The sequence below is a fragment of the Chryseobacterium jejuense genome, assembly GCF_017877355.1.
In the GTDB taxonomy this organism is placed as follows: Bacteria; Bacteroidota; Bacteroidia; order Flavobacteriales; family Weeksellaceae; genus Chryseobacterium; species Chryseobacterium jejuense_A.
The window spans coordinates 593,051-607,679 of record NZ_JAGIPR010000001.1; the positions used below are offsets into that span (position 1 = coordinate 593,051).

Below are 14,629 nucleotides of genomic sequence, written 5' to 3' on the forward strand. Positions count from 1 at the left end.
CATTCTTAGCAGTAAAGCGGTTGGCTGCTGCTAAGAATTTTTAAAAAAACAATCCATAAAATAACATTTAAAAAAAGAATTTACAGATATGGGAATTATTGAACCTGGAATTGGACTTTTGTTTTGGATGACCCTTACTTTTGTTATCCTATTATTTCTTCTAGCTAAATTCGCTTGGAAACCGATTGTAAATGCTGTTAATGAAAGAGAAACTTCTATCGTTGATGCATTGAACCAAGCTAAATTGGCTAAAAAAGAGATGGAAGATCTTAAAGCTGACAACGAAAGAATCATTCGTGAAGCTAAAATCGAAAGAGACGCTATCCTTAAAGAAGCTAGAGAAATTAAAGACAGAATCGTAGGTGAAGCTAAAGATGTTGCTAAAGCTGAAGGAGATAAACTTATTGAAGCTGCTAAGCAAACAATCAACGCTGAGAAAAATGCTGCAATGGCAGACATCAAAACTCAGATCGGTGCTTTATCTGTAAACATTGCAGAATCTATCTTGAAACAAAAGCTAGATAACACTGAAGCTCAAAACGAATTAGTTCAAAATTATATCAACAAATCTAACCTTAACTAAGAATGCTTACATCTAAAGTAGCGAAAAGATACGCACAGGGTTTACTTGATTTCACTAATGAATCAGGTCAGACAGCTGCCGTGTTTTCTGAAATGAAAGATGTAGTGAAGATCATGATTGAATCTAAGGATTTAAACAAATTCTTCCTTACACCTTACATTGATGCAAAAAAGAAAATAGAGGTAGCAAACGAAATTTTCAAAGGTTTATCAGCATCTTCCCAGAATTTGATCAAATTGGTTATTAAACACGGACGTGAGAACCAATTAAAAAATATCGCTCAGGAATTCATCAAGAAAGTTGAAGATATCAACGGAGTACAGAGAGTAACGCTTACCACGGCTACTCAGCTTTCTAAAGAGAATATTGATCAGATTCTAAGATCCACCAACTTGGTGAATGCCAATTCAAACTTCGATTTGAAAGTAAACATCAACCAGGATATTTTAGGAGGATACATCCTAAGAGTAGGAGACCAGCAGGTAGACGCGTCTGTAAAGACCAAATTGAACCAAGTTAAAAAAGATTTCCAATTAAATTAAGAAAAACAACCATACAATGGCAGAAATAAATCCGGCAGAAGTATCTGCGATCTTAAAACAGCAATTGGCCAACTTCGATACTCAATCAAATGTTGAGGAAGTAGGTACAGTTTTAACCATCGGTGATGGTATTGCTCGTGTATACGGGTTAGAAAACGTACAATACGGAGAGTTGGTGAAATTTTCTAGTGATGTAGAAGGTATTGTACTTAACCTTGAAGAAGACAACGTAGGTGTTGCTCTACTTGGTGAAAGTAAATTAGTAAAAGAAGGGGATACAGTAAGAAGAACAAACAGAATCTCTTCTATCAAAGTAGGAGAAGGTATGTTAGGAAGAGTAGTTGATACTCTTGGTAACCCTATCGATGGTAAAGGTCCTATCACAGGAGATTTATACGAAATGCCATTAGAAAGAAAAGCTCCTGGAGTTATCTTCAGACAGCCGGTAACTGAGCCTTTACAGTCAGGTATCGTTGCAATTGATGCGATGATTCCTGTAGGAAGAGGACAAAGAGAGCTTATCATTGGTGACAGACAAACAGGTAAAACTACTGTTGCGATTGATACGATCATCAACCAAAAAGAATTCTTTGATGCAGGTAAGCCTGTATATTGTATATATGTTGCGATCGGTCAGAAAGCTTCTACAGTAGCACAAATCGTTAAAACTCTTTCTGATAAAGGAGCTTTAGCATATACGGTAATCGTTGCAGCTAATGCATCAGATCCAGTTCCAATGCAGGTATATTCTGCAATGGCAGGAGCTTCTATCGGTGAGTTCTTCAGAGACACTGGTAGACCAGCATTGATCGTTTATGATGATTTATCTAAGCAAGCTGTTGCTTACCGTGAGCTTTCTCTACTATTAAGAAGACCACCGGGCCGTGAAGCTTACCCTGGAGACGTTTTCTATCTTCACTCAAGACTATTGGAAAGAGCTGCAAAAGTAATTGCTGATGATAACATCGCTAAGCAAATGAACGACTTGCCAGAATCTCTTAGACCAATCGTGAAAGGTGGAGGTTCATTAACTGCTCTTCCAATCATTGAAACTCAGGCAGGTGACGTTTCTGCGTATATCCCAACTAACGTAATCTCTATTACTGATGGACAGATCTTCTTGGAGTCTGATCTATTCAACTCAGGGGTTCGTCCGGCGATCAATGTAGGGATCTCTGTATCAAGGGTAGGAGGTAATGCTCAGATCAAATCAATGAAAAAAGTATCTGGTACATTGAAACTTGACCAGGCTCAATATAAAGAACTAGAGGCGTTTGCTAAGTTTGGTTCTGACCTTGATGCTTCTACTTTAGCCGTAATCTCTAAAGGAGAAAGAAACGTAGAAATCCTTAAGCAGCCGGTAAATGCTCCGCTTCCTGTAGACAGTCAGGTAGCAATCGTATATGCTGGAACAGAAAACTTAATGAGAAACGTTCCATTGAACAAGATTAAAGAATTCCAACACGAATATATCGAGTTCCTAAGATCTAAGCACCCTGATACTATGGCGGCTATTAAATCTGGGAAAATTGATAACGATATTACTAGCGTTCTTAAGCAGGCAGCTAATGATTTAGCTTCTAAATACAACTAAAAAAATTCAATGTTTAAGGTTTAAAACATAGCTTTTAAGCCTTAAACTTTAGACCTTAAACTTTGAACCCAAATTAATGGCAAACTTAAAAGAAATACGAGGCAGAATTACGTCAATTTCATCTACGATGCAGATTACACGTGCTATGAAGATGGTTTCCGCTGCGAAACTTAAAAAAGCACAGGACGCAATCGTAATGTTAAGACCTTATTCTGAAAAATTACAGGAGCTTATCCAGAATGTAAATTCTAGCTCAGATCCTGATCAGATTTCTGTATATGCTCAGAAAAGAGAGGTTAAAAGAATACTTTTCATCGCTGTTACTTCAAACAGAGGTCTTGCGGGGGCTTTTAACTCTTCAATTGTAAAAGAGCTTAACCTTCAGTTTCAGAACAATTCTCAGTACGAGATTGAAGTTCTTCCTGTAGGTAAAAAAGTATATGATGCTGTAAGAAGAAATCGTTCAGTATATGCTAATGGAAGTTCTGTGTATGATAACTTGAACTTTGATGCTGTTGCTCATATTACAGAAGGAGTAATGGCTAGCTTCAAAGAAGGTAAATTTGACGAAGTTTACGTTATTTATAACAAATTCGTTAATGCTGCTACTCAGGAAGTGACTACAGAACAGCTTCTTCCCATCTCAATGCCTGAAGAAACTACAGAGCCACAGGTTGAAACAGATTACATCTTTGAACCTAACAAGACTGAGATCTTAGATAACTTAATTCCAAAGTCTATCAAAACTCAGGTTTTCAAATCAATCTTAGATTCTGTAGCATCTGAGCACGGAGCTAGAATGACTGCAATGCACAAAGCAACAGATAATGCAGAAGCTTTGAGAAATGATCTTAAGATCTTCTATAACAAAGCAAGACAGGCTGCAATTACCAACGAAATCTTGGAAATTGTTTCCGGAGCAGAAGCTTTGAAAAATTCGTAAAGAATTATTTTAACATACAACCAAAAGCATCGATTTTATCGGTGCTTTTTTATTTTTAAAGGTTAAAAAACACAATTAAGCGCCCAAAAATCTCCCTTTTCGTATAGAAATGAAAGGTATGTCCAATTATTTTTTTTATTGCAATATAGATGGACTTTAAGAAGTTGTTTTTCTTCTCAAAAATTCCTTTATTGAAATAATCTATCCCAGATTCAGGTTATTTTTATTTTGCATATCTTTGTACCTAATAAAATTTATACAACTTCTAAATGGACTCGGACATAGTCAGGCTTTTGCTGGCCTTATTTCTTGTATTACTAAATGGCTTCTTCGTAGCCGCAGAATTTTCAATTGTTAAAGTTCGTTACTCTCAAATTCAATTAAAAGCCGCAGATGGGGATTCTATGGCAAAACAAGCAGAACATATCATCAAGCATTTGGATGAATATCTTTCGGCTACACAATTAGGAATTACATTGGCATCCCTTGCCCTTGGTTGGGTAGGAGAGAGTGCCCTGCATCATGTTGTTGAAAATATTTTTCACTCTTTAAATGTAGAATTAACCCAAACAACAATTACCACCGTTTCAGTGGTGACTAGCTTTGTGTTGATTACCATTATGCATATTGTATTTGGTGAACTTATCCCAAAATCAATAGCCATCAGAAAATCAGAAGCTACAACAATGGCTACAGCTGTACCATTGAGAGTTTTCTACACAATTTTTAAACCGTTTATCTGGTTGATGAACTCCATGTCTAATGGTTTCTTAAGACTGATAAAAATTCATCCTGCTTCAGAGCAGGAAATCCACTCTACAGAAGAGCTTCAGCTTTTGGTAAAACAAAGTGCAGACAGTGGTGAAATTGAAGAAGAGAACTACGAAATCATTAAAAATGCATTTGATTTTACAGATCACTCTGCAAAACAGATCATGATTCCAAGACAGAATATTACTTCCATCGACTTTGAAGAAGATGTGAACGATATTATCAATACAATTATGGATAGCGGTTATTCCCGTATTCCTGTATATCTTGATTCTATTGACAATATAATCGGTATTTTCTATACAAAGGAAATTATAAGAGAATTTGTTAAAAGAAAAGGAGCTTTAGATCATGAAGATCTTAAAGACCTGATGCGTGATGCCTTTTTCGTAGTGGAAAGCAAGAAAGTTTCAGACTTATTGAAAATTTTCCAACAAAAAAAACAACACCTTGCCATTGTTATTGACGAATTTGGTGGAACAGAAGGTATTATTACGCTTGAAGATATTCTGGAAGAATTGGTAGGAGAAATTCAGGATGAAGAGGATGAAGAAGAGAAAATTGTTGATAAAATTGCTGACAATACCTACTGGGTAAAGGCAACACAGCCTCTGGATGAAATCAATGAATTCTTGCCGAAAAGGCTGCCTCTTTCTGAAGAAAGTGAATACAACTCATTAGCAGGATTTATTCTTTATGAATTGGAAGATATTCCCGAAGAAAACCAGGAATTTGATTTGGATGACTATCATTTTAAAATTCTGAAGATGAACAATAAGAGTGTGGAACTGGTTGAATTGATATATCAGGAACCCAATGCTATTGATAGTTTAGCAGAAAAAATTGGTGAAGTTTAAAACAACTAAGAATGAATTTTTATAATACGATAAAAGACTATGAAGATCCGAAACGTCAGTATGAAGAAGACGTTCTGGTACTGGACGATACGGATGATGTCTACAAGTTGGTTTTGCATAATGATGATATTCACACCTTCGATTATGTTATCGATAGCCTGATTGAAATATGCAAACATACATGGGAACAGGCAGAACAATGTACAATGCTTGTCCATTATAAGGGCAAATGTACCGTAAAAACAGGCTCATTAGATCTTTTGAAGCCTATGCACGAAAAATTACTTTCACGCGAATTAACAAGTGAAATCCTATAAAATAAGAACCGGCCAATACATTGGTCGGTTTTTTTGTGAAAATCTTCAATCAGTATTCAAAGATAATCCACTGTCATTCCGAGGCAGAAGGAATTCAAGAATACAAAGCATGGAGTCAATTTCATTCATTTCTCTGAAGCAAAAGCATACCCATATCACTTCATCAGCGACAAAGTTGTTGCCTTGGCTCACTAAAGTAAAGCGTCAGATTATTTTTCTTTTGCGTTAAAAAATAGAATTACTGTTTTAAAGACGAAAAAAGATTGATTTTTTATCTTCAAATCAATCCAAATTTTGGTATTATCATAATTTTTTAGACTATTTACTTTAACTTCAGGATGTACTAATTTCTTAATTGGTCAATTTCTCTCTCCGCATTGCCACATTTTATCTAAAATAGTATATTTGTACCAACTATAAAGAAACAAAAAACAATGCTTGTAATAGGAATTGCCGGTGGGACAGGATCCGGCAAAACTACAGTTGTTGATAAGATACTTCAGCAGCTTGATATCGAAGGAATGAATATCCTTTCACAGGATAATTATTATCACGACAACCAAGGTCTTACACTGACAGAAAGAGAGGCTTTAAATTATGACCATCCGAAGTCAATAGATTTTGAACTGTTGATAAAACACGTAAAAGCTTTAAAAAATAATGAGCCGATAGAACAGCCGATTTATAGCTTTGTGACGCATTCCAGAACAGGAGATCACGTAACTGTAGAACCTAAGAATGTATTGGTAGTAGAAGGAATTCTGGTTCTTACCAACAAAGAATTACTGAAAGAATTTGATCTGAAAGTATTTGTTCATGCAGATTCTGATGAAAGGCTGATAAGGAGAATCAGGAGAGATACCCAGGAAAGAGGAAGAGATCTGAGCGAAGTATTACACCGTTATCAGACCACATTAAAACCAATGCACCAGGAATTCATTGAGCCATCTAAAAATGATGCAGATCTTATTATCCCAAATATGAAACAGAATTCCGTAGCGATTGATTTTTTAACTACTGTTATTAAGAACTCGTTGAAAAAACATTAAAAAAATGGAAGAAAATAACCTTATCAAAGACATTCAGCCGAAATCTGAAACATTCAAACTTATCCAAAAATATGTGTTGAATAAGTATACCATTACGATCTGTCTGTTTTTGGTATGGATGATTTTCTTCGACAAAACCTCATTTCTTGTAATTAACGAACTGAATGGTGAGATTCATAAATATGAAGATCAATTGGAGTATTACAAAAAAGAATACGAAAAGAATGATGCTTTCTATAAAAAATTGATGAACAACAAATCAGAAAAGGAAAAGTACGCAAGAGAAAACTATTTTATGAAGAAACCGAATGAAGAAATCTTCATTTTGGTGGTCGACAGTACAAAAGTTGATAAGAAATAATAATAGGATACGTCAATAGGGAGAAGTTCATCAATTCGCCATTGCCCATTCACAATTTAAATAAAACTAATGTCAAATACAGTTACACTTCCAAATTGGGAAAATCTAGTAAAAAAACAGCTTAAAACAGAGGATATTTACTCAATTCTGGAAAAGGAAAACCTGGAAGGAATAGAAGTGAGACCTTTTTATACGGATGTTAAAAAGCCTTTGGTAAATCTGCCAAGAGTTGAAGAAAGTACTCATTTGGTAGCCCAATATCACGAAAGTCTGGAAGAAGAAGTATTTGCATTTTTACTTGATCAGAATGTAGAAGATCTGAGCGAGAAAACCCTCTTCATCAACAATAAAGAACTTGCAGGACATATTACACCTCAGGATGAAGACCAATATTTTTCTTTAGTTGACGTCTTCAATGAAAAAGATGCAATGATTGACGATCAATTGGCAAAGGAATTATTGGCAAAAGGATTCAAAAGAAGTATTTGTGTAGATATTTCACTGCATCAGAATGCAGGTGCTGCAATTTATCAGCAACTAGGGATTGCTTTGGCAAAAACAAAAGAGCTGATAGAAGTATATGGAGCTGAAATTCTCAATAAATTAATCTTCAGAATTGCTGTAGGAGGTAATTACTTCTTTGAAATGGCGAAGTTAAGAGCCTTTAAAATGGTTTTTAACCAGCTTTCTAAAGAATATGGTATGGACGAAATTCCTTACATCTTTGCAGAGACTTCCCTTAGAAATAAAGCGGTTTCTGATAGTGAAAACAACCTGATCCGTTCTACGTTGGAGTTGGCTTCAGCAATGATTGGTGGGGCAGATGCTGTTTTTACTAACAATTATCTTGTAGCCAGAAGTACTGATAACTCTGAAGAAATTTCTTTCAAACAACAGATTGTATTGGCTTACGAAAGTATTATCAATGTATTTGAAGATGCTGCTAACGGGAGTTACTATATTGAAGATATCACTCAACAGATTGCAGACAAGTCATGGGCATTATTTGTTGAAATGGAGGAAGCAGGAGGTTATCTTGAGCTTTTAAAGCAGGGAGTTGTTCAGAAAAAAATCTACAATCATGCCATTGAAGAGCAGCAATGGATTGAAGAAGGAAAAATAAAACTGATAGGAGTTAATTTATACCCGAAATTAGACGTTAAAAAGTCCATCAGTGAGCTATACAATGAAAAAGAAATAAAAGCCGTTCGTTGGGCAGAAATGTTCGAATAGAACGCTTTAAAATAACTGAGATCCTTCGGCTCCGCTCAGGATGACACTGTTAAAATATACTGTATTAATTTCCAAAACGGTAATTAAATATCTGGTATTAGCGCTGTCATGCTGAGCGGAGTCGAAGCATTTTAACCAAATGAATGTAAAATCTGAGATAATCAGTGGGAAATAAACTACTAAATAAAGAAGTTCAAAACTATATTAATGCAAATCTAAAGACAGATTTGCACTCATTACTATTAAAAAAATCCCCATTTCCTGAGGTTTCTATGCAGGAAATTGTGCAGCAGATCAAAGGAAAACAGGTAGCAGAGAAAAAGTTTCCTTTCTTATTGAAGGATGGAATTATTTTTCCGCCACAGCTCAATATGGAGCAATCATCATCCGAAAAGACTGCTCTTTATAAATCAGAAATTTTAAAAGGTAAAAAGTTTATTGACCTAACCAGCGGTTTTGGAATTGACGCCTATTATTTATCTCAAAACTTTGAAAATATTACTTTAATAGAGCAAAATGCAGAGCTTTTAGAGATTGTTGAACATAATTGGAATACCCTTGGGAAGAAAGCAAGATTGATTAATCAGAAAATGGAGGATTTTTTGAATGAAAATCAGGAAAACTTTGATACCATTTATCTTGATCCGGCCCGAAGGGATCAGAATAAAAACAAAGTTTTTCTTTTGGAGGATCTTTCCCCCAATATCCTTGAAATCCAGAAAAAATTGATGTCAATATCAGATCAGGTGATTATTAAACTCTCTCCATTGATTGATCTGAAGTATCTTGTTTCAGTTTTGCCTCATATTTTCAGACTTGATATTATTGCTCTTAAAAATGATGTAAAAGAGGTGGTAGTCTTTTTATCTGAGGAAAATAATAAAGGGATTATTTGTAATTGTGTAAACCTGGAAAGTGGAGAATCTGACTTTAGTTTCACATTTGGGGAAGAAGAAAATGCACAATCGGAGTACGCTGAACCCGAAAAATTCATTTACATTCCCAATAATTCCATTTTAAAGGCCGGAACTTTTAATTTAATTTCAGAGAAATTCGGGGTCAAAAAATTACATCCCAATACTCATTTATATACTTCTTCTGAACGGATTACCAACTTCCCGGGAAGAATTTTTGAAATGGAAGTGGTTGATTCTAAAAAGATTAAAAAGAAAGAGCAATACAATATTATTTCAAAAAACTATCCCTTAAAACCTGAGGAAATCAAAAAGAAATACGGATTGAAAGATGGTGGAAATGACTACCTTATTTTTACACAGTCCAAAAAAGGGAAAATTATTTTAAAATCAGTATAAAAATGTTGCCAAAAGAAACAGGATTTCTTAATTTTGGGCAATCAAAAATTAGAGCATGAAATCGCTCGCTGTTTAGCTTAATAAAATAGACTAAAATAGTGCGGTTCCATATGACATTTAAAAAATAAATTTTACATATGAAAAAATTAGTTATATGTTTAGCGATTGCGACGGTAGCTGTAAGCTGTAAAAAAGTACCGCAGGGTGGAAATAAAGGTACTTTGAAACTTGAAGAAGGAGTAGAAAGATATTCTGACGATGCTCAGGGTGGTGAAGCTCATGCTAAACATGAGGCTGCTGCTGAACACAAGGAAGAGGCTGCAAAACCTGAAGCTCCTAAAACAGATAGTACTGCTGCTGCAAAGCCTGCTGAAACAAAAGAAGAGGCTCCAAAAGCTGGACACTAATTAATTAGTATACAATATAAAAATGCTCTGTTTTGTACAGGGCATTTTTTATTTTTGAAAATGACTAATGGGGCAATCATCAGGAAATAATCTTTTTCTTTAGAAAATCCTGTGTTTTTACTTGGTCCAGCGGTGCATTTTTTTTAATTTTAACAAAATAAAATTTTACAATGCAAGAGACATTAAATTACATCAACGAAAACAAGCAGCGTTTCGTGGATGAATTATTTGAGTTATTGAGAATCCCTTCTATTTCTGCAGATCCGGCATATAAAGATGATGTATTGAAGTGTGCGGATGTATGTGCAGAATACCTTAAGAATGCAGGAGCTGACAATGTTGAAATATGTGAAACTAAAGGTTACCCTATCGTTTTCGGAGAAAAAATTATAGATACAAACCTTCCAACGGTATTAGTTTACGGACACTATGACGTGCAACCGGCAGATCCATTGGAGCTATGGAAAAAACCTCCTTTCGAGCCTTATATCGAGAAAACTGAACTTCACCCAGATGGAGCTATCTTCGCAAGAGGATCAGCAGATGATAAAGGACAGTTCTTTATGCACCTGAAAGCGTTTGAAGCAATGATGAGAACAAATACGCTTCCTTGCAACGTTAAATTTATTCTGGAAGGAGAAGAAGAAGTAGGATCTGTAAGCTTAGGAGACTTTGTGAATGAAAACAAAGAAAAACTATCTTGCGATTGTATTTTGATTTCAGATACACACATTTATAGCAACGAACAACCGACTGTTACAACAGGATTAAGAGGATTAAGCTATGTAGAAGTAGAAGTGGAAGGACCAAACAGAGACTTGCACTCAGGACTTTATGGTGGCGCAGTTCCAAATCCGATTCACGTATTGTCTAGAATGATTGCTAACCTAATTGATGAAAACGGGTATATCACTATTGATGGTTTCTATGATAATGTTGAAATTGTATCTGATGCAGACAGAACAGAAATGAATAAACTGAAGGATAACCCTGAAGAATTCAAAAAGTCAATCGGATTGAGTAATATTGAAGGAGAAAAAGGATATACAACCTTAGAAAGAGCTTCTATCCGTCCTACTTTAGATTGTAATGGTATTTGGGGTGGATACACTGGAGAAGGAGCTAAAACAGTAATTCCTTCCAAGGCTTTCGCTAAAATTTCAATGCGTTTGGTTCCTTATCAGACTCCTGAAGAAATTACAGAGAAATTCACGAAATATTTCGAAAAAATTGCTCCGGATACCGTAAAAGTAAAAGTAACACCTCACCACGGAGGAATGCCTTACGTATTACAAAGCGATACCAAAGAATTCTTAGCGGCTAAAAAGGCTATGGAAACAGCATTTGGGAAAGAAGTATTACCTTACAGAAGTGGTGGAAGTATTCCTATTACATCAATGTTTGAGAAAGTTTTAGGAGCTAAGTCAGTATTGATGGGCTTTGGATTGGATTCTGATGCAATTCACTCTCCAAACGAGCACTATGGATTATTTAATTTCTACAAAGGAATTGAAAGTATTCCATTGTTTTTTGAAAATTATTCAAAATAAATATTGATTTTATATCATAGAATCTTATAAACGATGTGTTTCTTTACAGAAACGCATCGTTTTTTTTGGAAATAATGAGAAGTAATGAAAAATAATCTTGATTGAGATTGTATTTTATTGTTTTTAAGGATGATTATTATTTTTTATCGCTAAAACTTTGTTTTCTCCATTTAGAGAAATAATTTTGAATGTAAAGTGTAATGATTCAGTGTTTTATTTGAATCATTTTCCTTTGTTTTATTTTAATAATAATCTTTAATAAACACTCTATGAAAAAATCATTATTTTTTACTGTATTTGTATTAGTGAGTATAGTTTTCAAGTTTAACGCCCAAACTGTAATTCTGGAAGAAAATTTCGATTCTTCAGTAGTTGGAACACTGCCTGCGGGCTGGGAGACTGTTAATAGAAGTGGAACTTCTATAACTTGGAGGGTTACGAATGAAGATCCGAATGTAGATGCTATTGGTTTTTTTGGGAAAACAGCTGGAATGTTGGTTTTAGACACATCTTCTGATCAGTTGTTGGTTTCTTCTGCAGTCAATCTGCCAATTGGAAATTCTTTTTCTTTAACGTTTTTGATAGGAACATATACAGGAGCTGGGATATATCCTTCGCAGCAGCATTATGCAGTATATGCTTTACCGGAAGGAGAAACATTTACTGGCTCAGAAACACCTATTCTGGAGGAAGATATAACAGTTGAGGATGTTGCACATTCTAAAACTGTTGATTTATCTGCGTATGCAGGGCAGAATGTTAAGATTTATTTCAGACAATTTAATTCTACAGGAGATATTGGAATACTTCTTTTGGATACCATCCAATTGACTCAGCAGCCTCAGCTTGGAACTTTAGAGGTAGAATTAACTCAAGAATTAGAAGTTTATCCTAATCCATCCTATGATTATGTATCTTTAAAATCAAAATCCAAAATTGTAAAGGCAGAAGTTTTTGATTTGGCAGGAAGGAAAGTTCAGGAAGAATTAACAGATAATAAAATTAATGTGCAGCAACTGCCCCCAGGAACCTATCTGATGAAAATTACTACCGTAAGTAAAACATACTTTCGTAAAATAATTAAAAAATAGAAATTGCCCTCCAAAAAGTGCTTCGAACGAAGCACTTTTTTTATGGAATAATAGTGTTAAATAGTACCGTTTTTTAAGCATTTAAAAATAAATTGATTGATAATAAAAGCTTTATTTTTTATTTGTAGATAGTTATTTCATCATTCAAGGAAAGTTCATATTTTTATTCCAAACTTGAAATCTAATGAAAAAAATCTACTCAATTGTTTGCTCCTTATTGGCAGTGTTTTCCTTTGCGCAGCAAGCAATTTCCTTTGAAGATAACGAAGGGTTTATGGCCGGAAATATTCACGGACAAGGAGCGTGGATCAGTACTCCTACAGGAGGAAATCCCGAAAATATTACCCATCAGACCATCAGTACAGATGTTGCTACCGATGGAAGTAGTGCTCTGAAAATTGTTAGGGAATCCATGTATGGTGTTCAGTCGGAGCCTATTATTGGTGGCTTTTATAATCTGATAACCCCACTTACCAGCACCAATTTTTCCGTTTCATTTGATATTAACATGTCCCAGCTTAACGGATCTGTGTTCGGGTTTCAGGGAGTAGATAATATTAATGAGAAGACTGTTGTAAGGGTGGACTTTGACAAAACAGGGACAATAAAAGTGTTAAATAAGGATCCAAATGTACAGAATATGGTTTCTACACCCGGAGCCTGGTCTCCCAATATATGGTATAGATTTAAAGTAGTAGGCACAGCAATGGAGACCAGATATTATCTTAATGATACTTTAATTTATACCGAATCCATTTCAAGCCCTCTTGCTATGGATCAACTTCGGTTTGTTCACAATAATGGGTTAAGTACAGCTTATTTTGATAATATTAAGATTAATGATGAACTGATACTGTCTGTAAAAGAAACAAAGTCAAATGATAAAGCATTCATTGTATATCCCAATCCGGCAATTGACGTTCTTCATATTCAATCTAAAGAAAAAATAAACAAAATTGAAATCTACGATATCAGCGGAAGAAAAATATCTGCTGATTTAGATGGAAACCAAGTTAATATTAAAAACCTCAATCCGGGAAGTTATATCATCAGTATTGAAACCCGTGAAGGGAAAGCTACCGAAAAATTCATCAAAAAATAAGACCTGATAAATCTTAGTATCAGTAAAATGCTCCAATTGGAGCGTTTTTGTTATTTTAGAGAAATAAATTTTGAAGAGAATGTCAGAAAATAAAACAGCATATATAACAGGAGGAACCAAAGGAATAGGTTTCGGGATTGCGAAAATTTTGCTTGAAAATGGAATTTCAGTAGCATTTTCAGGAAGAAAGAAGGAAGATGTCTTGAAATCTGAAGAAGATCTTAAGCAGTATTCTGATAACGTTCTGGGAATTGTTTCTGATGTAAGAAGTTTGGAGAGTGAAGCAGAAGCGGTAAAATATATTATTGAAAAATTCGGAAGACTGGATTATGTGATTGCCAATGCTGGTTTAGGGATATTCAAGCCTGTAGATGAACTCACTGCTGAAGAATGGAATGAAATGATAGAAACCAATCTCACCGGTGTTTTTTACACCTTAAAAGCTTCCATAGAAGAGCTTAAAAAGACAGAGGGCTATTATATTACCATTTCAAGTCTGGCAGGGGCTAATTTCTTTGAAAACGGGACAGGGTACAACGCTTCAAAATTCGGAGTTGTAGGATTTACACAGGCAGCTATGATTGATTTAAGAAAGTACAATATCAAATCTACCGTAATTATGCCGGGATCAGTAGCCACTTATTTTAACGGAAATGTACCTTCAGAAAAAGACAGTTGGAAGATCCAGCCTGAAGATATGGGGAATCTGATATTGGATATTGTAAAGATGAATCCGAGGGTTTTGCCTAGTAAAATAGAGTTTAGAGCAACAAAACCAGCTAAATAAGTACATTTAATGTATTGAATAATAATTTAATAAGTATTATGCATGCATAATATATTTTTTATTTATATTAGCAAAAATTAATTCAAACAAAATCTCTGCATAAAGTGTCATGATTTTATGCCTGAAAGA

General features: G+C 34.8%; 15 protein-coding genes. All 15 read left to right on the top strand.

Going from position 1 to position 14,629, the window contains the following annotated elements; translation table 11 throughout:
- The first annotated feature begins 88 nt into the window (after positions 1 to 88).
- The 15 genes from J2772_RS02715 to J2772_RS02785 all read left to right on the top strand — a co-directional run bounded on the left by J2772_RS02715 (position 89) and on the right by J2772_RS02785 (position 14,500).
- Positions 89 to 583, top strand: a complete 495-nt coding sequence (locus J2772_RS02715; RefSeq protein WP_045497327.1) for a F0F1 ATP synthase subunit B — start codon at positions 89 to 91, stop codon at positions 581 to 583.
- Between the two features lie 2 nt (positions 584 to 585).
- Positions 586 to 1,125 carry an ATP synthase F1 subunit delta gene (gene atpH, locus J2772_RS02720; RefSeq protein WP_209913050.1) on the top strand — a complete coding sequence of 180 codons (540 nt, stop codon included), beginning with the start codon at positions 586 to 588 and terminating at the stop codon, positions 1,123 to 1,125.
- 16 nt (positions 1,126 to 1,141) lie between these two features.
- Positions 1,142 to 2,719 (top strand): F0F1 ATP synthase subunit alpha, encoded by a 1,578-nt coding sequence (gene atpA, locus J2772_RS02725; RefSeq protein ID WP_076550217.1) that lies wholly within the window; start codon positions 1,142 to 1,144, stop codon positions 2,717 to 2,719.
- A 76-nt stretch (positions 2,720 to 2,795) separates the two neighbouring features.
- Entirely contained in the window at positions 2,796 to 3,662 is an 867-nt protein-coding gene (atpG, locus tag J2772_RS02730; protein WP_209913051.1) for an ATP synthase F1 subunit gamma, read from the top strand.
- 269 nt (positions 3,663 to 3,931) lie between these two features.
- Complete coding sequence (locus J2772_RS02735; RefSeq protein WP_209913054.1) at positions 3,932 to 5,290, top strand: hemolysin family protein; 1,359 nt, start codon at positions 3,932 to 3,934, stop codon at positions 5,288 to 5,290.
- An 11-nt stretch (positions 5,291 to 5,301) separates the two neighbouring features.
- Positions 5,302 to 5,607, top strand: a complete 306-nt coding sequence (locus J2772_RS02740) for an ATP-dependent Clp protease adaptor ClpS (protein ID WP_045497312.1) — start codon at positions 5,302 to 5,304, stop codon at positions 5,605 to 5,607.
- A gap of 434 nt (positions 5,608 to 6,041) precedes the next feature.
- Positions 6,042 to 6,656, top strand: a complete 615-nt coding sequence (udk, locus tag J2772_RS02745) for a uridine kinase (RefSeq protein ID WP_045497309.1) — start codon at positions 6,042 to 6,044, stop codon at positions 6,654 to 6,656.
- 4 nt (positions 6,657 to 6,660) lie between these two features.
- Positions 6,661 to 7,017, top strand: a complete 357-nt coding sequence (locus J2772_RS02750) for an FtsB family cell division protein (RefSeq protein WP_209913056.1) — start codon at positions 6,661 to 6,663, stop codon at positions 7,015 to 7,017.
- A 69-nt stretch (positions 7,018 to 7,086) separates the two neighbouring features.
- A complete protein-coding gene (locus tag J2772_RS02755) occupies positions 7,087 to 8,250 on the top strand; it encodes a methylmalonyl-CoA mutase family protein (protein ID WP_209913058.1) in 1,164 nt (387 codons plus the stop codon).
- A gap of 164 nt (positions 8,251 to 8,414) precedes the next feature.
- Positions 8,415 to 9,563, top strand: a complete 1,149-nt coding sequence (locus J2772_RS02760; protein ID WP_209913060.1) for a class I SAM-dependent methyltransferase — start codon at positions 8,415 to 8,417, stop codon at positions 9,561 to 9,563.
- 137 nt (positions 9,564 to 9,700) lie between these two features.
- Positions 9,701 to 9,970 carry a hypothetical protein gene (locus J2772_RS02765; RefSeq protein ID WP_209913062.1) on the top strand — a complete coding sequence of 90 codons (270 nt, stop codon included), beginning with the start codon at positions 9,701 to 9,703 and terminating at the stop codon, positions 9,968 to 9,970.
- Between the two features lie 170 nt (positions 9,971 to 10,140).
- Positions 10,141 to 11,520, top strand: coding sequence for a dipeptidase (locus tag J2772_RS02770; protein ID WP_209913064.1), 1,380 nt, complete (start codon positions 10,141 to 10,143; stop codon positions 11,518 to 11,520).
- A gap of 269 nt (positions 11,521 to 11,789) precedes the next feature.
- The gene (locus J2772_RS02775) at positions 11,790 to 12,611 is read left to right on the top strand and encodes a T9SS-dependent choice-of-anchor J family protein (protein ID WP_209913066.1); all 822 of its coding nucleotides are present in this window, start codon (positions 11,790 to 11,792) and stop codon (positions 12,609 to 12,611) included.
- Between the two features lie 184 nt (positions 12,612 to 12,795).
- Positions 12,796 to 13,713, top strand: coding sequence for a T9SS type A sorting domain-containing protein (locus J2772_RS02780; protein ID WP_209913068.1), 918 nt, complete (start codon positions 12,796 to 12,798; stop codon positions 13,711 to 13,713).
- A 79-nt stretch (positions 13,714 to 13,792) separates the two neighbouring features.
- Complete coding sequence (locus J2772_RS02785) at positions 13,793 to 14,500, top strand: SDR family oxidoreductase (protein WP_209913070.1); 708 nt, start codon at positions 13,793 to 13,795, stop codon at positions 14,498 to 14,500.
- Positions 14,501 to 14,629: the final 129 nt, after the last annotated feature.